This window comes from Streptomyces sp. 2114.4 (assembly GCF_900187385.1).
GTDB lineage: Bacteria > Actinomycetota > Actinomycetes > Streptomycetales > Streptomycetaceae > Streptomyces > Streptomyces mooreae.
The window spans coordinates 7652749-7673067 of record NZ_FYEY01000001.1; the positions used below are offsets into that span (position 1 = coordinate 7652749).

Consider the following 20319-nt stretch of genomic DNA (forward strand, 5'->3'; position numbering starts at 1 on the left):
GGAGGCCTGTTTTTGCGGGGGAGTTCGAGGTGCATCTCACCGTCCGGGACGAGGGGGACCATGAGGTGGCCGCACGCCTGGCCGCCTATGCGGCGGCGCATCGCATGAAGAGCGTCCACATCCTGCTGGACCACGGGGAGGTGCCGTCACAGCCGATGCTGACGCTGCGCGGGGCCGGGACGTATGAGGAGGTCAGGGCCGATGCCGCGGCGAAGGGGGACGGTCTGCGGGCCGCGGGGTTCGACGTGCTGCGGACGAAGATCGAGGCCACGCCGTGGAGCGCGGGCGTACCCGGCACCGACGAGGAGGCCGCGGCGCTCGGCCCCGGCTACTACTTCGAGCATCACCTCAAGCTGGTACTGGCCCGCTCCGCTCCCGTCGGCTCCCTGCTCGCCCTCGTCGTCGGGCACGGCGCGCACCTCTCGCGCAACGCACGGCGGGCGCGGCCCGACGGCCGGGTGGAGCGGTTCGTGACACAGCGGTGCCGCGGGGTGGGCCGTGCGAACGCCGGGCAGCGCCTGGACGCGCTCTCGCGGCAGCTACGGGCCGGGGGCCATCACATCGCTGCCGTGGAGCGGGAGTTCGTGGTGCATGACGGGAATCTCGCGCTCGACGCGGGCTGGATGGACGAGGAGTGCGTGATGACGGGGGAGAGGGCGGCTCCATGACGGGGACCGACGAGACGGGCGCGGCGGCGCACTGGCAGGCGTTCCGGTACGGACCGTGGGAGGACACGGCCGTCGTGCCCCGGACCCGGCCCGACGAGGCGACGCAGGCGGATATGGACCTGCCGGCCACGCTGCTTCCCGTACCGGACGACGGTGTGGTGCAGCACCCGGTGTTCGACCCCGCCGCGACCCACCATGCCTTCGGGATGCGCCTGGGCGAGCCGAGCTTCACGGACGCGGTGGTCGGCGGGCGCTGGTACGAGGCACGGCGCCATGCGTTGCACCACGTCCTGACCGCCCTCGCCGACTCTCCGTGGGCCGGTCATCTGGTCCTCCGCGGCAGCATGCTGCTCACGTCGTGGTTCGGGGACGCGGCGCGTGAGCCAGGGGATCTTGACTTCGTCGTGGTGCCGGAGACCTGGCAGCTCACGGACGATCGTACGGACCGGATGCTGGACGGCATCGCCGCCGCGGCCGAGGCACTGTCCCACCGCGGCGGTCCGGTACGCCTGCACGCGCACGCCGCGGTCGGCGACGAGATCTGGTCGTACGACCGGGTGCCGGGCCGGCGGCTCGTCATCCCGTGGACCGCCGAAGCCGACGGTGTGCCGTCGGGCAGCGTGCAGCTCGACTTCGTCTTCAACGAACGTCTGCCCGTTCCCCCGGAGCCCGCCGGGATCCGCGGACCGCAGGGCACGGCCCCGGTGGTGGTCGGTGCGGCGACCCAGGCGCTCTCCCTCGCCTGGAAGGTGCTCTGGCTGGTGAGCGACAGGCACCCCGAGGGCAAGGACCTCTACGACGCCGTTCTGCTCGCCGAGTGCACCGAGCTGCCGTTCGCCCTGCTCCGTGAGGTGTTCCGGGGAGTGGACGACGGCACCTACGACTGCCATCCGGTGCTGCCGGAAACTCTTCACGGGATCGAAGCCGACTGGTTCGAGCTGCGCAAGGAGTACCCGGACCACGCCGCGTTCACGACCCCGCACCGGCGCGTCGAGTACGGGTACGCCTACCGCCTGGTGAAGGCTCTGGAGCCGACCTTCGCCATGGACGACGGCAGTGGCGAAACCGCCGCCTACCAGCAACGGGTCGCCTGGTTCGCCTCGCTCACCGCGGAATGCGCGGGTGTCCTCGCCGAGCGGGGCATGGACGCGGCGCAGAACCTGTTGCTGGAGCGGCACCTACCGTTCGAGAACACGGTCGTGATCACCCGGGAGCTGTCCGGCCGCGACACCTGTGCCCTGCGGGACGCGGCCGCGGTGGTGGCGGACTTCCGCAAGGACCATCCGGCCCTGGCCCGGCGGGCGTGGCTGCTCCAGGACCCCGACGAGGCGGTGCGGCTGCTGAGCCGAGGCGAGTTTGGGGCTTCGGACTGAGCGGAGGTGAGGCCGGCGCTTCGGACTGAGCGGGCTCCCCTCCCCGCCGGGACCGGTGGAGCCCGGAGCGCCGCTGCGGCGGTGCTCCGGGCCGTGCCCGAAGGCGCTCAGCCCGTTCCGCTGATGCTCTCCGGCGCGATGACGAAGAGGACCCGCTCCTCGTCGCGGCCGCCGTACCAGGGGTAGGGCGCGTTGAGGTACTTCTGGGCGAGCTGTTCGATGTGCTCGACCGCGCCTTCGGTCGTGGTCTCGACGCCCCGGCCGCGCACCTGGAAGTAGCGCGCGGGGCCCGGTACCGGGTGGTGCGCGGCACTCACTTCCAGCCGCTATGCTTGCTGGATACAAGCAATGTATTCAGCGGATCGACCACTTCACCGCGAAGGATCACGACGATGAGTAAGGGCACGGTCCACGCCTGCGACCGGGCTGCTGTGCAGGTCACCGCCTCGTCGGGGCTGGACGAGGCGGCCGCCGGGCTGGGAACGGAGATCGTCCGCTTCTCGCGCCTGATCGCCGCGTGGAAACAGCGCGCCAAGACCGACGGTGGCGCCGCCGACCGGGTGCTGCTGGCCAGGCTGGTGGTCGGCGGGGACCAGCGGGCGACCGATCTGGCCGCCGACGCGTTCCTCGATCTGTCGACCGTCAGCCGCCAGGTGCGCTCGCTGGTCGAGCGGGGACTGGTGACCCGTCGTCCCGACCCGGAGGACCGCCGAGGGTCCTTGCTGGCGGCGACCGACGCGGGGCGCGCGGCCTTCGCGCACTACCGCCGTCAGCGCGATGCCGAACTGGCCGCGCTGCTCGAACCGTGGCCGCCCGAGGACCGGGCCGACCTGATCCGGCTGCTGGGCCGTCTCAACGAAGACATGGCAGAACGACAACACACACGGCTGGGCCCCGGGGGAGACCAGGGCGGCGCCGTGGAGCAGGGAGACATACGTACATGAGCACAGCCACCTCCCCACCCGCCGCGGGAGCCGAGGCGATACCCGAACCCGGAATCCTGAGTCACCGTCAGATCCTCACCATCCTCAGCGGCCTGATGCTGGGGATGTTCCTGGCCGCGCTCGACCAGACCATCGTCAGCACCTCGATCCGGACCATCGCCGACGATCTGCACGGCCTCAGCGAGCAGGCCTGGGCGACCACCGCCTACCTGATCACCTCGACGATCGCCACCCCGCTGTACGGCAAGCTGTCCGACCTGTACGGCCGCAAGCCGTACTACCTGGCCGCGATCAGCATCTTCGTCACGGGTTCGGTGCTGTGCACGTTCTCCAGCTCGATGACCGAACTCGCCGCCTTCCGGGCGGTGCAGGGCCTGGGCGCCGGCGGTCTGATGTCGCTGGCGCTGGCGATCATCGGTGACATCGTCCCGCCCCGCGAACGCGCCCGGTACCAGGGCTACATGCTGGGCACCTTCGCCACCTCCAGCGTGGCCGGCCCGCTGATCGGCGGGGCGCTCGCCGGACAGGACCAGCTGCTGGGCATCACCGGCTGGCGCTGGGTCTTCCTGGTCAACGTACCCATCGGCATCATCGCGCTGTTCGTGGTCGCGAAGGTGCTCAACATCCCGCACACCCGGCGCGATCACCGCATCGACTGGTGGGGAGCGCTCACCATCTCCGTCGGTGTCGTGCCGCTGCTGCTCGTCGCGGAGCAGGGCCGGGAGTGGGGCTGGGACTCGTCCCGGTCGCTCGCCTGTTACGCCATCGGGATCGTCGGCATCATCGCCTGGATCTTCGTCGAGCGCCGGATCGGCGATGACGCACTGATCCCGATGCGGCTGTTCCGCAACGGCACCTTCAGCAAGACCAGTCTGCTGTCCGTGCTGATCGGTATGGGCATGTTCGGCGGCATGCTGATGATCCCGCAGTACCTCCAGATCGTGAAGGGCGCCAGCCCCACCAAGTCCGGTCTGGAAATGCTGCCGCTGATGGCGGGCATGTTCATCGCCTCCATCGCGTCGGGCCAGATCACCGCCAAGACCGGCCGCTACAAGATCTTCCCGATCATCGGCACCGCGCTGATGATCGCGGCGATGCTGCTCTTCCACTTCCGGGTCCAGTGGGACACCCCGCTGTGGGAGACCATGGTCTACATGCTGGTCTTCGGCCTGGGCCTGGGCGGCTGTATGCAGACCCTGGTGCTGGCCGTGCAGAACGCGGTACCGCCGCGGGACATGGGCGTGGCGACCGCCTCGTCCACCTTCTTCCGGCAGATGGGCGCCACGGCAGGTACCGCGATCTTCCTGTCCGTGCTGTTCAGCACGGTCGGCGACAAGATCTCCTCGGCGTTCAAGGACGCCGCGTCCACCGAGCGTTTCCAGGCCGCACTGCACGACCCCGCGGTACTGCGCGACCCGGCCAACAAGCCCGTGCTGGACATGCTCAAGCACCCGGGCAACGGCAACTCCTCGGGCGTGCTCAGCGATTCGTCGTTCATCCAGCACCTCGATCCGCGGCTGGCCGAGCCGTTCAAGCGCGGCTTCGCCGACTCGATGCACACCGTGTTCCTGATGGGCGCGATCGTCGTCGCCCTGGCCTTCGTGCTGATGTGGTTCATCAAGGAGATGCCGCTGCGGCAGATCTCCGGTCTGCAGGCACGTGCGCTGGCCGAGGCCGAGGCGGAGACCGCCAAGGGCGCGGGGGACGCCGTCGACGGTGCGGCGAACGGCGCCGAGGACGCGGCCGGCCACACCGGCGGTGCCGATCCGCAGGCGCCGGCCGATGCCCCGGCCGCCGACGCCGTACCGGTCCTCGCCGCGGCCCCCTCGGGCTCCGCGGACCGCGCAACCGGCGCGAGCGGCCCGGTGATCCGGGGAACCGTCCGGGACGGGGACGGCAGGCCGGTGGCGCAGGCCGCGGTCACCCTGATCAGCGTCGGCGGCCGCCAGCTCGGCCGGACGTCGACCGCGGCCGACGGCGGCTACGCCCTGCCCACGACGGGCGCCGGCACCTACGTACTGATCGGCTCCGCCGGGGCCCGCCGGCCGCAGGCCGTGACCGTGGTGGTGGGCGGCGAGCCCGTCTCGTTCGACCTGACCCTCAGCGGCGCGGCCGGTCTCTTTGGCGAGGTCCGCGAGGAGAAGGGCGACGAACCGGTGCCCGGCGCACTCGTCGTGGCCACCGACGTACGCGGCGAGGTCGTGGCCTCGGGCGTGGCCGGCCAGGACGGCGGCTTCGCGTTCGGTGAGCTGACCCCGGGCAGCTACACCCTGGCCGTCAGCGCCGAGCAGCACCGCCCGTCCGCCCTCCAGGTGGAGGTCACCTCGGGCAACCGCAACTGGTACGAGGTGCGGCTGACGCTCGGCGCCCAGGTCCGTGGCACCGTCCGTACGGTGCGCGGCGGCCCGGTGGACGACGCCCGGGTGACCCTGCTGGACCCGGCGGGCAACGTGGTGGCCAGCGCCACCAGCGGTCAGGACGGTGAGTACGTCTTCACCGACCTCGACAGCGGCGAGTACACCCTGATCGCCGCCGGCTATCCGCCGGTCGCCACCCCGCTGCACCTGGGGGCGGACGGGAACGGCGCGTTCGACATCGAGCTGAACCACGACCCGGCGAGCTGACGGACGCCGGTAGAGACGGACGTGGGCAGAGACGGACGTCGGTAGGGATGGCGTCGGTCGATGCGGGGAGTCGGCAAGGGTGAGGGGCCCGGTGCGGGGAGCGCCGGGTCCCTTGGCCGTGTTGGTGGACCGGCCCGGAGCGGCGGGGCGGTGCTCACCGGCCGCCGCGCCCCCTGCCGCTGCCCCGCGGCAGGGGCGCTCACCAGCGCGAGCGCCCCTGCCGGGTTTGGCGCCGCGGCCCCCCGCTACGTAAAGTTCCGCCGAAGCGTGAATAGAACACACGATCCCAGGGAAGCGGCAGCGGCGATGACGGTGACCGAAACAGGCCGGGCCGATGGCACGGGTATCGACTCGGAGCGGATGGCGGTCTGCCTGAGCGTGCTGGAAGAGCTCGACGCGCTGCCCGTCGACCACCCGGACGCGATCGCGATACGGCGCGCCACCGCCGGGATCTATCGCAAGGTCAAGCAGCGTCGCCGGCAGGAACGCCGGGCGGCAAAGACCGCCAACGACCGTGCGGTGACCGCGTCCACGGCCACCGGCGCGCCCGACCGGATCGACGACGAGACCCAGGGCCTGGCCCTCACCAGCTCCGTGACCACCCAGATCGCCGGCATCCTGCAGCGCCCCAGGTCCTGCTACACCTGTAAGTCGCGCTACGTCGAGGTCGACGCGTTCTACCACCAGCTCTGTCCGCCGTGCGCCAAGGAGAACCGGTCCCGCCGCGACGCCCGCACGGACCTCACCGGCCGGCGCGCACTGCTCACCGGCGGCCGGGCCAAGATCGGCATGTACATCGCCCTCCGCCTGCTGCGCGACGGCGCCCACACCACCGTCACCACCCGCTTCCCGAACGACGCCATCCGCCGCTTCAAGGCGATGCCGGACAGTGCGGAGTGGCTGCACCGGCTGAAGATCGTCGGCATCGATCTCCGCGACCCGGCCCAGGTCATCGCGCTCGCCGACACGGTGAGCGCCGAGGGCCCCCTCGACATTCTGATCAACAACGCCGCCCAGACCGTCCGCCGCTCTCCCGAGGCGTACGGACAGCTGATCACCGCCGAGTCCGCCCCGCTGCCCGCCGGGGAGCTGCCCGCCTCCGTCGTCCTCGGCCACTTCGGCAGCGGCGCGCCCGCCGCCCTCACCGCCGCCTCCGCCACCGCCGGCGCGCTGAGTGCCGAGGACATCACCTCCCTCGCCCTGACCACGGGCTCCGCCACCCCCGCCCGCATCGAGGCGGGCACCGCGATCGACGCCGGCGGCCTCGTACCGGATCTGCACCCGACCAACACCTGGATCCAGAAGGTGGACGAGGTCGACCCCGTCGAGCTGCTGGAAGTCCAGCTGTGCAATATGACCGCGCCCTTCCTGCTGGTGAGCAAGCTGCGCCCGGCGATGGCGGCGGCCCCCGCACGCCGTAAGTACGTGGTGAACGTCTCGGCGATGGAAGGCCAGTTCAGCCGCGGCTACAAGGGCGCCGGCCATCCGCACACCAATATGGCCAAGGCGGCGCTGAACATGCTCACCCGCACCAGCGCCCGGGAGATGCTGGAGACCGACGGCATCCTCATGACGGCCGTGGACACCGGCTGGATCACCGATGAGCGCCCGCACCCCGACAAGATGCGCCTGGCCGAAGAGGGCTTCCACGCCCCCCTCGACCTGGTCGACGGCGCGGCCCGGGTGTACGACCCGATCGTCCGCGGTGAGGCGGGCGAGGACCTGTTCGGCTGCTTCCTGAAGGACTACGCGCCCGCGGCCTGGTGACCCGGACCGCCGTCCGCCGCGGGCCGGGCGTCCCCGGTCCGCGGCGGGGCCGGCGGCTCCTCGCGGCTTTCCGGTTCGGGAAGGGCGGTCCGCAGCCGTCCCAGCAGGGCTCTGGCCGCAGGGCCGGCGGGGCCCTCCGTCCGCCAGGCCAGGGCGATCCGGCCGCGCAGCCGCGGCCCGGTGATCTCCAGCGTCCGCAGCCCGGCGGCGGACGCCTCGTGTGCCGGCAGCGCCGGGAGGACGGCCACGCCGAGGCCACGGGCCGCCAGCCGCGCCAGCACCGGCAGGACGGACGCCTCGAAGGCGACGCGGGGCCGGAATCCGGCCTGTGCACAGGCGCGTTCGAGCACCCCGCGCAGACCGGTGCCGCGCGGCAGGCTGATCAGCGGGCGCTCGCGGAGCGCGGTCAGCGGCACGCTCGTACGGCCGGCGTGCGCCGTCAGGAGGGGGTCGCCCGGCGCGACGGCGGCGACCAGGGGGTCGTCGATCACGAGCCGGTAGGAGATGCCGGCCGGTGGCTGCTCGTCCGCCAGCCCGGTCACGGCGATGTCGAGTGCACCGCCGAGCAGTGCCGCGAGCATCCGCTCCGCCGTCTCCTCGGTGAGGGAGATCTCGACCTGCGGATGCGCATCGTGGAAATCGGCCAGCAGCGACGCCAGATCGAATCTTCGGGTACCGGCGCCGGAGATCAGGCCGACCCGGACGCGACCGCGCAGCAGCCCGCTGAACTCGTCCACGGTCTGCCGTATCTCCTCCACGGCGGCGAGCGCCGCCCGCGCATGGGTGAGGACGGCCCGGCCCACCTCCGTCGTGGTCACCGTACGGCCGGAGCGGTCCAGGAGCGGCTGCCCCAACTCCCTTTCGAGCTGCCGGATCTGGGCGCTCACCCCGGGCTGCGCCAGATGCAGCCGGGCAGCCGCACGGGTGAAGCCGGCCTCCTCCACCACCGCGACGAAGTACTGCAGCTGCCGAAGTTCCATAACTGCTGATTCTAGAGAGGAGTAGAGCCAGCTCTTGGACTTATGGACGAGCGCACAAGATCCTGGAAGCCGGAGGCAGTTCACGAGAGGAACCCTCATGGGGGAGGAGCAGCCGGATGAGCATCGAAGCGGCGATCGCGGCCGAACGCCGGGAACTGGCCGACCTGTTGGACGGGCTGACGGCCGAGCAGTGGGCGGCGCCGACACTGTGCGTGGGGTGGCGGGTACGCGAGGTCGCGGCCCATATGTCGATGGGGTTCCGCTACTCGCTCCCCAAGGTGGCCGCCGAACTCGTCCGCTCCCGCGGCAGCATCCACCGGATGGCCGACCGGTGCGCCCGCAGGGACGCGGAGGCCGCCACCACGGGTGAACTCGCCGGCTTCCTGCGGGACCACGCACATCACCCCTGGACACCGCCGGTAGGCGGCCTCGCGTCGGCGCTGGGGCACGACGTGGTCCACGGCCTGGACATCACGGTCGCCCTCGGTCTCGGCCGCCGCGTTCCCGAAGACCGGGTACGCCTCCTCCTGGAGAAGGTCACCCCCAGGTCCGCCAGGTTCTTCGGGGCCGACCTCAGCGGTGTCGAGCTTCGCGCCGACGACCTCGACTGGTCCTTCGGCACCGGCACACCGCTGACCGGCGCCGCCCAGGACCTGCTGCTGGTCGCGTTCGGCCGCAAGCTCCCGCCCGGCCGCCTCCACGGGGAGCGGCAGCACCGGTACGCCGCCGGCTGAGTCCGGCCGGCGGCCCGGCGGCGGCTCCAGGACCTGTCTTCGGGCCCTTGCCGCCACCCGGCGACCGCCGGTCCCGCATCACCGGCCCCGGCGCCCGCGCGGCCTGCCCGGATCAGCCCTCCAGCCCGTGGCGCGCCAGCAGCGGCGCGAGGTCCGGGTCCCGGCCGACCACCGCACGGAACGCCCCGAGCGGGTCGACGCTGCCGCCCTTGCCGAGGAGTTCCCGGCGGAAGATCTCACCGCTCTCGCGGATCGTCTTCCCGTTCTCGCGGAACCAGCGCACGGTGTCGGCGTCCAGCACTTCCGCCCAGCGGTAGCCGTAGTACCCGGCCGCGTAGCCGCCGCTGAAGATATGGGCGAAGTAGCCGGTGCGATAGCGCGGCGGGATCGCGGACACCGACAGCCCGTAACGCTCCAGCGCGGCCGCCTCGAAGGCCTCGGCCTCGTCGGCGGCCGGTGCCTCGCCGGGGGAGAGGGAGTGCCAGGCCCAGTCCAGCACTGCGGCGGCCTGGTGCTCCACCATCCGGAAGCCCGCGCCGAAGTTCTCCGCCTCGCGCAGCCGGGCCGGCAGTTCGGCCGGCATCGGCTCGCCGGTGACGTGGTGCCGGGCGTAGTGGGACAGCACCTCCGGCCAGTCCGCCCACACTTCGTTGACCTGCGAGGGGAACTCGACGAAGTCACGCGGCACCTCGGTGCCGGACAGCAGCGGATAGCGCACATCGGAGAACAGGCCGTGCAGCGCATGCCCGAACTCGTGGAACAGCGTGTTGACCTCGCTCCAGGTCAGCAGCACCGGCTCGCCCGCCGGAGGCTTGGCGACATTCAGGTTGTTGACCACGACCGGCTTCTGGCCGAGCAGCCGGGACTGCGGGACGAGGGCGTTCATCCAGGCGCCGCCCCGCTTGGACTCGCGGGCGTGGAAATCGCCGATGTACAGCCCGAGCGGGCTGCCGTCGGTGTCGTGCACCTCGTAGATACGGGCGTCCGGGTGGTACGACACCAGGTCGGGGCGCGGGGTGAAGCTGATCCCGTAGACCAGCTCGGCGGCATGGAAGACACCGTCGTGCAGTACGGTCTCCAGCTCCAGATAGGGCCGCAGGACCGACGCGTCGAGCGCGAACCGCTCCCTGCGCACCCGCTCCGAGTAGTACTGCCAGTCCGCCGCGCGAATCGTGGCCACGCCGGCCGCCTCGGCCAGGGCCGCGCCCTCCCGCTCGGCATTGGCGGTGGCGGGGGCGACCAGCCGGCCGAGCAGTTCCTCGACGGCGTCCGTGGTGCCGGCGGTGCGGTCCGCGACCTCCCAGGCGGCATGGCTGGGGTAGCCGAGCAGGGCGGCGCGCTCGGCACGCAAGGTGGCCAGCGCGACGGCGACCGGTCCGTTGGTGTCGCTGCCGCGCCCGAGGGACGCGGCCAACAGCCGCTCGCGCAGCGCAGGGTCGTCCAGCGCGGCGAGCTCGGTCTGCTGGGAGAAGTTCTTCAGGCTGAGCACGTACTTGCCCTCGTGCCCCAGTGCCCGGGCGTTCGCGGCGGCGGCCGCGATCTGGTCCTCGGGCAGACCGGCCAGCTCCTCGGCACGGTCCAGCACGAGCGCGGCGTCCGCGGTGGCCGCCCGGAGGTTCTGCCCGAACTCGGTGCACCGGGCGGCGATCTCGGCATTCAGCTCGCGCAGGTGCTGCTGCTGTTCCGGGGCGAGCCGGGCACCGGCCCGGACCCGGTTGGCGTGGTGGCGCTCCAGCAGCCGCACCTGCTCGGTGTCCCATCCGGACCGCTCGCGTTGCCCGAAGAGCGTGTCCAGCCGGGCGAACAGCGCGGAGTCGAGCAGCAGCGCATCGTCATGGGCGGCCAGCCGGGGAGCGATCTCGACCTCGATCGCCTGGATCTCCTCGTCGGTATCCGCCGCCGCCTTGTTGAAGAAGACACTGCTCACCCGGCCCAGCAGCGCGCCGCTGCGCTCCAGCGCCTCCACGGTGTTCTCGAAGGTCGCCGGTTCGGCGCAGGCACCGATCGCCGCGATCTCGTCCAGCTGATCGGCTATGCCGCGGGTAAAGGCAGGAAGAAAGTGATCGTTCCGGATCCGCGCGAAAGGAGGTAGCGCGTAGGGGAGATCACTCGGCTCGAAGAAAGGATTCGACGTCGTCACAGAGGCTGACACTACGCCCGCGGGTGACGTCCGGTCCCGCACTCGTCCCACGACGGCGCTTGCGTGCGCGGGTAGTTGTCACCCCGAACGTGTCCGCGCGGCGGCGCCCGGATCCCGTCCCGGGAAGCGTCGTGGGGCCATCCGTGGTGTGATCGAAGCGGGGCAACCAACACTCCTGAGTCAGGAGGAATCATGGCCAGCAAGCTGCGAGCCCGCGACATCATGTCCGGCGGAGCGCGCTGTGTGGGTGCACACGAATCGCTGATGGATGCGGCGAAGATGATGCGGGACCTGAAGGTCGGCTGCCTGCCCATCTGCGGTGACAACAACAGGCTCACGGGCATGATCACCGATCGCGACATCGTCGTCACCTGTTGTGCCGAAGGTGTCGACCCGGCGACGGTGCAGGCCGGTTCCATGAGCGGCGAGCTGCACTGGATCGACGCCGATGCGGACGCCTCAGAGGTCCTGCGGAGCATGGAGGACCACCACATCAAGCGCCTGCCGGTGATCGACGTCAAAGGCGGCCACCAACTGGTGGGAATGATCACCGAGGCGAACCTCGCCAAGAACCTCAGCGACGCGGAGATCGCGGAGTTCGCCAACCGCGTGTACGCGACCGCGGGCTGACTGCTCCGCCCGCACCGCCGTGGCGTGAAAGAAAGGGTAATTGGCGGAATTCCCCCGGCCCGCTGGCCAGGGGAATTCCGAATATTCCGTTACCCGCTCAGTGGGCGCCGGAGTGTGGTACGGCGAGCCGTGTGCCGGGGAAAATCAGATGCGGGTTCGCGCCGATGACCTGTCGGTTCAGCCGGTAGAATTCCCGCCATCCCAGGCCGTGTGCGTACGCGATACCGCTCAGCGTGTCGCCGGAGTTGACGACGACCGAGCCGCCGGTACTCCGATGGCGGCCCACCTTGTATCGCTTCTCATGGGACTCGGCGGGGCGGGGCTGTGAATGGCGGGGCTGTGAATGACGGTGCTGGGGATGGCGGGCCCGTGCCCGGGCCGACGGGTCTGCCTGCTGTTGTGGTGCGGGGCGCACCGGGGTACTTCGCGCAGTGCGGTGTGCGTCGGCCGAGTTGAGTCCCAGCGAGGCCGAGCAGGCCGGCCAGGCGCCCCAGCCCTGACGGGCCAGTACCCTCTGGGCCACCTGGATCTGCTGGGACCGGGTCGCCCGCGCCGCCCGGGTCGCGTAGGCGCCGCCGCCGAAGGAGTGCCAGGTGGAGTGGGCGAGCTGCAGCCCGCCGGAGAACCCGTTGCCCGTGTCGATACGCCAGTTGCCTCCGCTCTCGCACCCGGCCAGGCGGTCCCAGGCACCGCCGGAGCGGGCCTCGGCGGGCTGCCCGGACGCCAGGTTCAGCGCGCCGGCTGCGAGCAGGACCGCGGCCGCCGTGATGCCCCGGACACCATAGCCCCGGAATTCACTCCGGGCAGGCGCTTTTGCTGCCTGCGGAAATTCCATGCCCTTACTCCCGTCGCTCGCCGCGCAGTTGCCTGGCGGTCATTCAGGAATCCTGGCGCGTATGCGGCGTACGCGTTCGAATGGTGCTCGAACCGCGATTTCCGTGCCGCGCCATGAATTTGACGGGGAAGAGACAACCACGGCCCGAGTTCGCCCCGGCAGAGCGCGCGGTAGCGCCGCCGCGGCCCGGCCTGCACCCTTGCCGCCGTGGCGCGGCCGTGCTTGGACCGTGCGCACCTGTTCAGACGGGCAGGGGCGCACCCGGCTGACCGTGGGCGCATCACACCCCCGCGGCCGGTGATCGCCTGCCCGGCCCGGGGGGTGTCCGCCGAGCGCGACCGGCGCACTCGATGCACGCGCTGCGCAGGTCCGCATGCACCGCGCACGGGCTTGTGGCGGCGCAACGGTCCGTTCCGCCCTGGTGCAACGGCGCCTTGCCCACGGGCACGGCGAGGTGGATCGACCCTGCCGGGGCCCGGCGGCGCGGACGGGTGCCGGCAGGGGAAGCGGAGACCGGCGGGGGCGGACGCCGAAGGAAGGGGGTGACGAGAGAAGGGGGCGGCGACGGCGATGTGGCCGGAAATGCTTGAACGATCTCGTCAGAGGGCGGAGTGTTTGTGTGGCGCCCAGTGTGACGTAAGACGGTGATGAGCTGCGCATACTCGCCGTCGTGGGTATGCGGTTGACCCATGTGGATCTCTTGATCGCCCACATTGCTGAACAATCCTGAGGTAGCTTCGTTCTGTGGCTGATGAAACGAACGAGACGGGTGCGGCACCCCCGCATCTCGCCGCCGAGGCGGTCGCCGACCGGTTGCGCGACCGGATCACGACCGGTGTGCTCACGCCGGGTCACCCCCTGCGCGATGCTGCTCTCGCCGGTGAGTGCGGCGTCTCGCGCAACACCCTGCGCGAGGCCGTACGGCTGCTGGTGCACGAAGGTCTCGCCGTCCACCAGCTCTACAAGGGCGCCGCGGTCAAAAGCCTCGATGTCGAGGACGTCCATGACATCTACGCCACCCGCCGGGCCCTGGAACTCCGGGCCGTGGAGCAGAGCTTCACCGCCCCACAGGCGGCGCTCGACGGACTCGACCGGTATGTGTCAGCCGCAGAAGAGGCCGCGGCGGCCGGCCGGTGGGATCGCACGGCCACGCATTCGCTGGACTTCCACCGGGACGTGGTGCACCTGCTCGGCAGCGCACGGCTCAACCGCTTCTTCCGTACGACCGTCGCCCAACTGCGCCTGGCCTTCGCCGAGGTGCCGCATGAACCGGGTTTTCAGCGCCAATGGGTGCCACGCGACCGTGAGCTGTGCGATCTGCTCCGCGCCGGTCGGCGCACCGAAGCGGCCGCCGCGCTCGCCCGCTACCTCGACGACTCGGAGTGCCAGGTCGTCGACATCGTGCGCGCGGCCCGCTGCACCTGAACGAGCCCGGACCCACCCGATGGTCCCCGTCCGATGACTCCGACCCGATGACCCCCACCCGATGACCCCCACCCGATCCGCCCTTTCGACCGCCCGCCCGCCTGCCACCCCGGCGGGCCTCCCAGGAAAGCGAGCACACCGATGGTCACCAACGAAGCCGCCTACCAGGCCACCAAGGGCGGCCCCCTCGATGTCGACAAGGCCTTCTACGACCGGGTCTCGGGCCGCTCCGGCAGCGACAACTCCGGCAGCTCCGGCGGCCGCCGCCTGGTCGACAGCTTCACCATCCCGATACGCTCCGGCCGCGCCTGGGAGGTACCCGCGGGCCATCTGTGCCGCATCGTCACCGTGGACGGGCCGCAGGTCGGTGACTTCAACGTATGGAACCGCCACGACCCGCGCGAACGCCTCTGGGCGGCACGCACCCGTCAGCTGCAGCGCGCCCACGTCAGCACCTACGACCGCCTGTGGTCCACCCTCCCCTTCCTGCGCCCGCTGCTGACCGTCACCGGTGACACGCTCGCCGACTACGGCACCGACGACACGGGCGGCAGGGTGCACGACCTGCTGGGCACCCGCTGCGACCCGTACGTCAACCGCATGCTCACCGGCGAGGACTTCGACTTCCACTGCCACTCGAACCTGGTCCGCGCCGTCCTGCCGTACGGGCTCACGGAGTTCGACGTGCACGACGTCCTCAACGTCTTCCAGTGCACCGGACTCAACGAGGACGACCAGTACTTCATGAAGGCCTGTCCGGCCCGGCCCGGCGACCACTTCGAGTTCTTCGCCGAACTCGACCTGCTGTGCGCGCTGTCCACCTGCCCGGGCGGCGATCTGTCCGTGCCGCTGTGGGGACCGGACGCGGGGGACCCACTGGAGGTGTGCCACCCGATCGGCATCGAGGTGTACGAGGTCGATGACGCCCTCCTCGAGGGCTGGGCCTCCCCGCAGCCGGCCGCCTACCGCAATCTGCACGGTGTGACGTTGCCCCGCTGGACATAGCGCGGCGCGGCAGCCCCGCGAGGCCGCGTGCGCTCGCGCGCCACGGGACGTGCGCAAGGGGCCGCGCGCGATGGACAGCCCCCTGGCGCCGTGTTGCATTGGAGAGGAGAGCGTTTCCCGCCGGGAGGCAGCCGTGGCCCATGTGGATGTGCTGGTCGCGGGGCCGGGGCCGGTAGGGCTGACGGCGGCCTCCGAGCTGTGGCGCCGTGGCGTGCGCTGCCGGGTGATCGACAGGCTGCGCGCGCCGCACCCGTCGGCGGCGCCGGGCGAGGCGGCTGCCGCTCCTCAGGGCGCCTGCCACGCGGCGACCATCAGCCGCCCGTCGCCGTCTTCGTCCAGTGCCGTGAAAGCCGCCTTCGCCTGGGCGGCCGAGTACCCGGCCGCCTGGTGCACGGCCGTGAAGTCCGCCAGGCTGACCACACCGTCCCCGTCGGAATCGGCCAGGGCGACCGTCGCGGCGACCGACGGCCCCACGACCTTGCCGATCATCCCCGACGCGCCGGCCCGGGCGAACGCCGCGACGAACTGCTCCCGGTCCAGGCGCCCCGTGCTGTCCACGTCCGCCAGGGCGGCGAGCTCGTCGAAGGTGTTGCGCATCCCCGCACGGAGGGCTTGCGCCTTGGCGGAGTCCGCCGGTTCCCCCACCGCTTCCGTCAGTACGCGTGCCCGCTCGGTGAAGTCCTGCGCGGTCAGGTAGCCGTCGCCATCGGTGTCGTAGGTGGAGAAGCGGTGCTCGTACTCGGCACGCAGGGCATCGGAGATCATGCGTCATCCCTTCCGGAGGTGGACTCCCGGCGGTGCCGGGAGAGGTGGCCGGCCGTGCGCGCGGGGGTGCCGCGCCCACCCGCCGCCATGAGCACATTAAGTGCCCGTGTGATCGCAGAAGGTTATGACGGAGGGTGTGTTCGGACTCCGGTCCACCGGGGCGTGCTCACGACGGTCGGATCATGGCACGGCTTATCAGATATTTCGGGTCGGTCACGCCTGCAACCGACGGGTCGGGCAAACGGTCCTACGGGGCATGAAAAGACAACTGAACCTGCGGATACGGAGGTCCGGCGCCGCACGCCGCGCGGGCGCGACGCTTGCCCTCACGGCGCTGGCCCTCCCTCTGTCGGTGGCCTTCGGCTCCACGGCCCAGGCCGCCACCGCGTCGTCCTGCACCGCGAGCCGCGGCCCCTATCAGAAGCAGGCCGAGAAGTTCCTCGGGCTGACCGTGGACGGCCGGCAGTCGGCGGCCGACTGCCGGGCGATCCGTGCCTTCCAGACCAGCCACGGCATCACCCCGAACATCGGCTACGCCGGGCCCGTCACCTGGGGCGTGATGAGCCTCGTGGCGCAGCAGAAGGCGGCCGGGAGCAACCCGAACAAGGCCCATGAGTGCCCCACGAACAAGGGCCGGATCGCCTGCGTCGACCTCACCCGCCAGCTCAGCTGGATCCAGGACGGATCGAAGCTGGTGTTCGGGCCGGTCCCGGTCCGCACCGGACGCGACGGGTACGAGACCCGCACCGGCGCCAAGAAGATCTACTGGCGCCACCTGCACCATGTGTCGACGATCTACCACGTGGCCATGCCGTACAGCCAGTTCTTCGACGGCGGTCAGGCGTTCCACTCCATCAGCGGCAGCGTCTGGTCGGCCCCCGGCTCGCACGGCTGCGTCAATATGCGCAGCAACGACGCCAAGAAGTACTGGTCGCTGCTCAAGAACGGTGACGACGTCTACGTCTACGGCCGTAAGCCCGGCACCTGAGCCCTGAGCGGGCGGGCCGGGCCCGGCTGCGGAGGGGAGAGCGCGCCCGATGGCGGAACGCCACCGGGCGCCGCGTCGTCCGGTACGCCGTCTCGTCCGTACGCCGTGCCGTCCGCGTGCCGGACCGGCACCGCTCAGACGGGCCGTACGCTCACTGACTGCCGCGTCCACCGCGAGACGGCGGCAGCGCACAGGCCGCCGTACCGCCCGGCATCCGCCGGCGGTTCCTCGCGATGATCCGGTACACGCCCTGGGCGACCCACCGCACGAGCGGGAGCGTGAGCAGCGCTCCGACGACCGGCCATCCGCCGCCCGCGCTCATCAGCAGCTTGGCGACGGCCTGGGCGCCACCGTGCACGGAACCGGCCGGGGTCACCCACAACACTTCGTGTTCGGCGCGCCGTTGCGCGATGCCGAGCCGTGCGAGGTCGGCGAACTGCCAGGGGGTGGCGTCACAGCGCGGCCGCAGACGCCGCTTTGCGAACCGGACCGAGGATGTACAGAAGGCGCAGTCGCCGTCATAGACAAGTACGGGTTGCCGCCGCATCTTCCCGTCCCTTCGCACCGGTGCCCTGGCGATCACCATGATAGGTGCCCGCCGCCGCGAGGATCCGCGGAGCGGTGCACCCGTGCCCCGGCCGTATGCGGACCGTGCCGGTGGCCGGGGCCGGGTGCGCGGGTGGTCGGGTCAGGCGGCCAGCAGGTGGTACAGGGCCATCGGCGTGACGTAGCCGGGCCAGCGGCCGTCGGCGAAGAGATGCACACCGGCGTCCAGGTAGCACTGGTCGACGAGTTGGGAGCAGATCATGTGCCGGGTGCTGGCGACATAGCGGCGCAGGCCCGGAACGGGCAGATGGAAGCGGTGCGTGGCGATCGCGAGGTAGTCGAGGAAGCTGTAGGGGACCCCGGCGTAGCGGGTGGCGGCGGCGCAGATGCCGGTGCGCTGCCGCTCGGTGAGCCCTTCCGGGCAGACGTAGACCACGTCCGCGTCGGCGTAGGCGGTGAGGGACAGGATGCGGGCGCCGCCCGGCTCGGCCTCCAGCAGCCGGTCGCCGGGCAGGACCAGGAAGGCGTGTTCGTAGTCGGAGAAACCGTCGCCGTTGATCCACTGTCCGAAGCGGATCAACTGGCCGGTGACGCCGGATATCCGGGTGAGTCCGATGTCGCCCGGCAGGGGATGGGTGTGCTTCATGAGCAGCTCCCAGAGCCAAAGGGGGGTTCCCGTGAGTAATACCCGCTGTCATGGCGTGCGCACCGTCCGTGGCGGGACTTGGTGGCGGATGCCGGTGGGGGCCGGCCGGTGGATGACGGTGGAGGGCAAGGGGCAGATGGCGGAGGGGGAGGGACGGCGGGCGCTCGGCGGGGTACGGGTGTGCGGACCGGGTTCGGCCGCTGCCGGCCGAAGAGAGCGGGTCGAAGAGAGCGGGCGGGAGGAGTGGGAAGGTGAGGAGCGGTTCAGTGTCCGGGGAGTCTGTGACGGTGCGTCAGGAAAAGGGTGGGGCGGGTGGTGGCGGGGCGGCGCTGTCGGGCAGCGTGGCGCTGGTGACCGGGGCCTCCAGCGGTATCGGTGCGGCCGCCGCCCTGGCGCTGGCCCGGGAGGGCGCTTCCCTCGCCCTGGTCGCCCGCCGTCGCGAGCGACTGGAACACCTCACGCGGACCCTCGGCGAGCGGGGAGGGGCATCCCTCGCCCTGACGGCCGATCTCGGTGACACGAGGCAGGCACGGCGGGTGGTCGAGGAGACCGTCGACCACTTCGGGCGGCTGGATGTCCTGGTGAACAACGCGGGCTTCGGTGCGCGCGGCGCGGTGGAGGACAGCGACCCGGAGGACTGGGACCGGATGGTCGGCCTGAACTTCACGGCGGTTCTGCGCATGTCGCACGCGGCACTCCCGCATCTGCTGCGCGCGGCACACGAGGGGCCCCGGGGCGTCGCCGACCTGGTGACCGTCAGCTCTGTCGCGGGCCGGGTGCCCCGCAGGGACAACAGCGTCTACTCGGCCACCAAGCATGCGGTGTGCTCCTTCAGCGAGGCGCTGCGCCAGGAGGTGACCGGACGGCAGGTCCGGGTCGGACTCGTCGAACCGGGTATGACCTCGACGGAGATGACACGTGGCGGCAGCCAGGCCGCATCGGCCCACGGGATGCCGCAGGAAAGCTGGCTGCACGCCGAGGACATCGCCCGCGTCATCACCTTCATGGTCACCCAGCCGCCGCATATGGCGGTCAACGAGATCACCGTGCGGCCGACCGCCCAGGAACACTGACCGCCGCGCGCCCCCGCGTCCGTGGCACCGCCGAGGAGAGGCCCCGTGCGACTCCTGCTCATTGCCGACACCCATCTGCCCAAGCGCGCCAAGGTACTGCCGTCACAGCTGCTCGACGAAGTGCCCCGTGCCGATGTCGTGGTGCATGCCGGCGACTGGGTCGACACCGCCACCCTGGACCTGCTGCAGGCCCGCGCCCGGCGGCTGATCGGGGTGTACGGCAACAACGACGGCCCGGAGCTGCGGGCCCGGCTGCCCGAGGTGGCGTACGCGGAACTGGCGGGCGTCCGGTTCGCCGTGGTGCACGAGACGGGTCCCGCGCAGGGGCGGGAGCGCCGTTGCGCCGCACGGTTCCCCGAGCTCGATGTGCTGGTGTTCGGCCACAGCCACATCCCCTGGGACTCCACGGCGGACGACCGGCTGCGCCTGCTGAACCCGGGGTCGCCGACCGACCGCCGCCGGCAGCCGTACTGCACCTACATGACGGTGGAGCTGGCGCAGGGCCGGCTCACCGGGGTACAGCTGCACCGTCTGCCCCGCGGCACATGAGGCCGCGGTGACTGCCGCACGGCCCGCGCACTCGTCAGCGGCCGGCCCGCACGCTCCTCACCGGCCGGTCCGCACACTGCTCACAGGCCGAGCAGGCCGCGGACGTAGGCGGCCTGGCCGGCGTGCTGCAGATCGTCCGCGATCACGCTGATCAGGCGGACTCCCAGGGTGACGGGCGGTGTCCAGCCGCGGTCGACGACACGCTTCATGTCCTTGTCGTCGATCCCGGCGAGGTACTGCACGGTGTTGTCGTGGACGGCGCCGTGATAGCCCGTCAGGAGCTGTGCGCTCAGGTCGCCTACGGCCGCCACGTCCTTGCCAAAGTGGCCGTAGCCGGTGTCGTCGGCCGCGAAGGGGAGGCCGAAGCGGTCGTACCAGCCGTCCGCGGTCCAGATCTGCTCGGTGCCCGCTACCCCGGCGAGGTGATCGTCCTGGATCCTGGTGAGGTGCCAGACCAGCCAGGCGATCGAATTGGCGTCGTCGGGGCGGGTGCTGAGCTCGTCGGGGTCGAGTCCGGAGACGACGTCTTCGACGACCTCACGGATGCGTCCGAAGGCGTCGACGAGCAGATCCGTGCCGGCGTTCATTCAAGGCTCCTTTGCGGCGGCGGGGTCCTCGCGCGGAAGG

Annotated in this window: 20 protein-coding genes and 1 pseudogene; 13 read left to right on the forward strand and 8 right to left on the reverse strand. The window is 71.3% G+C overall.

The genetic code is table 11. The features are described from left to right. Nucleotides 1-29: 29 nt before the first annotated feature. Nucleotides 30-668 carry a hypothetical protein gene (locus CFW40_RS33770; RefSeq protein WP_176956296.1) on the forward strand — a complete coding sequence of 213 codons (639 nt, stop codon included), beginning with the start codon at nt 30-32 and terminating at the stop codon, nt 666-668. Continuing rightward, nucleotides 665-2041: a nucleotidyl transferase AbiEii/AbiGii toxin family protein gene (locus tag CFW40_RS33775; RefSeq protein WP_088801530.1), complete on the forward strand. Its 1377-nt coding sequence runs from the start codon at nt 665-667 to the stop codon at nt 2039-2041. The genes CFW40_RS33770 and CFW40_RS33775 overlap by 4 nt, the downstream gene beginning before the upstream one ends. Before the next feature lie 107 nt (nt 2042-2148). Here CFW40_RS33775 and CFW40_RS33780 read toward each other — a convergent pair whose 3' ends face one another. Continuing rightward, on the reverse strand, nt 2149-2358 hold the full coding sequence (locus CFW40_RS33780; RefSeq protein WP_176956295.1) for a hypothetical protein: 210 nt from the start codon (nt 2356-2358) through the stop codon (nt 2149-2151). 75 nt (nt 2359-2433) lie between these two features. On the opposite strand from CFW40_RS33780, the gene CFW40_RS33785 reads away from it, so the two are divergent. The 3 genes from CFW40_RS33785 to CFW40_RS33795 all read left to right on the forward strand — a co-directional run bounded on the left by CFW40_RS33785 (nt 2434) and on the right by CFW40_RS33795 (nt 7376). Continuing rightward, a complete protein-coding gene (locus CFW40_RS33785; protein WP_088801531.1) occupies nt 2434-2985 on the forward strand; it encodes a MarR family winged helix-turn-helix transcriptional regulator in 552 nt (183 codons plus the stop codon). Further along, on the forward strand, nt 2982-5609 hold the full coding sequence (locus CFW40_RS33790) for an MFS transporter (protein WP_088801532.1): 2628 nt from the start codon (nt 2982-2984) through the stop codon (nt 5607-5609). Before CFW40_RS33785 ends, CFW40_RS33790 begins: the two co-directional genes overlap by 4 nt. 306 nt (nt 5610-5915) lie before the next feature. After that, the gene (locus CFW40_RS33795) at nt 5916-7376 is read left to right on the forward strand and encodes an SDR family NAD(P)-dependent oxidoreductase (protein ID WP_088801533.1); all 1461 of its coding nucleotides are present in this window, start codon (nt 5916-5918) and stop codon (nt 7374-7376) included. Here the strand turns inward: CFW40_RS33795 and CFW40_RS33800 are convergent. Continuing rightward, nucleotides 7355-8356 (reverse strand): LysR family transcriptional regulator, encoded by a 1002-nt coding sequence (locus CFW40_RS33800; protein ID WP_088801534.1) that lies wholly within the window; start codon nt 8354-8356, stop codon nt 7355-7357. The two genes, CFW40_RS33795 and CFW40_RS33800, sit on opposite strands and share 22 nt — an antisense overlap. Before the next feature lie 116 nt (nt 8357-8472). Here CFW40_RS33800 and CFW40_RS33805 point away from each other — a divergent pair, with 116 nt between their 5' ends. Then, nucleotides 8473-9090 (forward strand): maleylpyruvate isomerase family mycothiol-dependent enzyme, encoded by a 618-nt coding sequence (locus CFW40_RS33805; RefSeq protein ID WP_088801535.1) that lies wholly within the window; start codon nt 8473-8475, stop codon nt 9088-9090. Between the two features lie 112 nt (nt 9091-9202). Here CFW40_RS33805 and CFW40_RS33810 read toward each other — a convergent pair whose 3' ends face one another. After that, nucleotides 9203-11230 (reverse strand): M3 family metallopeptidase, encoded by a 2028-nt coding sequence (locus CFW40_RS33810; RefSeq protein WP_088801536.1) that lies wholly within the window; start codon nt 11228-11230, stop codon nt 9203-9205. 192 nt (nt 11231-11422) lie between these two features. Here CFW40_RS33810 and CFW40_RS33815 point away from each other — a divergent pair, with 192 nt between their 5' ends. Beyond that, on the forward strand, nt 11423-11860 hold the full coding sequence (locus CFW40_RS33815) for a CBS domain-containing protein (RefSeq protein WP_088801537.1): 438 nt from the start codon (nt 11423-11425) through the stop codon (nt 11858-11860). Nucleotides 11861-11957: 97 nt separating this feature from the next. On the opposite strand, the gene CFW40_RS33820 is transcribed toward CFW40_RS33815, so the two are convergent. Next, nucleotides 11958-12695 carry a transglycosylase family protein gene (locus tag CFW40_RS33820; RefSeq protein ID WP_088801538.1) on the reverse strand — a complete coding sequence of 246 codons (738 nt, stop codon included), beginning with the start codon at nt 12693-12695 and terminating at the stop codon, nt 11958-11960. 744 nt (nt 12696-13439) lie between these two features. Between CFW40_RS33820 and CFW40_RS33825 the strand changes: the two genes are divergently transcribed. From CFW40_RS33825 to CFW40_RS39075, 3 genes and pseudogenes are all read left to right on the forward strand, one after another. Further along, nucleotides 13440-14120: a GntR family transcriptional regulator gene (locus tag CFW40_RS33825; RefSeq protein WP_088801539.1), complete on the forward strand. Its 681-nt coding sequence runs from the start codon at nt 13440-13442 to the stop codon at nt 14118-14120. A gap of 141 nt (nt 14121-14261) precedes the next feature. Next, complete coding sequence (locus CFW40_RS33830) at nt 14262-15125, forward strand: urea carboxylase-associated family protein (RefSeq protein ID WP_088801540.1); 864 nt, start codon at nt 14262-14264, stop codon at nt 15123-15125. A gap of 70 nt (nt 15126-15195) precedes the next feature. Continuing rightward, nucleotides 15196-15366, forward strand: a pseudogene (locus CFW40_RS39075) (FAD-dependent monooxygenase); the annotation flags it as partial. Between the two features lie 44 nt (nt 15367-15410). Here CFW40_RS39075 and CFW40_RS33835 read toward each other — a convergent pair. Further along, nucleotides 15411-15890: an EF-hand domain-containing protein gene (locus CFW40_RS33835; protein WP_088801541.1), complete on the reverse strand. Its 480-nt coding sequence runs from the start codon at nt 15888-15890 to the stop codon at nt 15411-15413. 256 nt (nt 15891-16146) lie between these two features. Here CFW40_RS33835 and CFW40_RS33840 point away from each other — a divergent pair, with 256 nt between their 5' ends. Next, on the forward strand, nt 16147-16878 hold the full coding sequence (locus CFW40_RS33840) for a L,D-transpeptidase family protein (protein WP_088801542.1): 732 nt from the start codon (nt 16147-16149) through the stop codon (nt 16876-16878). Between the two features lie 151 nt (nt 16879-17029). Here CFW40_RS33840 and CFW40_RS33845 read toward each other — a convergent pair whose 3' ends face one another. Beyond that, a complete protein-coding gene (locus CFW40_RS33845) occupies nt 17030-17425 on the reverse strand; it encodes a thiol-disulfide oxidoreductase DCC family protein (RefSeq protein WP_088801543.1) in 396 nt (131 codons plus the stop codon). 141 nt (nt 17426-17566) lie between these two features. Beyond that, on the reverse strand, nt 17567-18070 hold the full coding sequence (locus CFW40_RS33850; protein ID WP_088801544.1) for a hypothetical protein: 504 nt from the start codon (nt 18068-18070) through the stop codon (nt 17567-17569). A 266-nt stretch (nt 18071-18336) separates the two neighbouring features. Between CFW40_RS33850 and CFW40_RS33855 the strand changes: the two genes are divergently transcribed. Both CFW40_RS33855 and CFW40_RS33860 read left to right on the forward strand, forming a co-directional pair. Continuing rightward, the gene (locus CFW40_RS33855) at nt 18337-19143 is read left to right on the forward strand and encodes an SDR family oxidoreductase (RefSeq protein WP_371127038.1); all 807 of its coding nucleotides are present in this window, start codon (nt 18337-18339) and stop codon (nt 19141-19143) included. 45 nt (nt 19144-19188) lie between these two features. Next, nucleotides 19189-19692: a metallophosphoesterase gene (locus tag CFW40_RS33860; RefSeq protein WP_088801546.1), complete on the forward strand. Its 504-nt coding sequence runs from the start codon at nt 19189-19191 to the stop codon at nt 19690-19692. 80 nt (nt 19693-19772) lie between these two features. Here CFW40_RS33860 and CFW40_RS33865 read toward each other — a convergent pair whose 3' ends face one another. Then, a complete protein-coding gene (locus CFW40_RS33865) occupies nt 19773-20279 on the reverse strand; it encodes a DUF664 domain-containing protein (RefSeq protein ID WP_088801547.1) in 507 nt (168 codons plus the stop codon). Between the last annotated feature and the right edge of the window lie 40 nt (nt 20280-20319).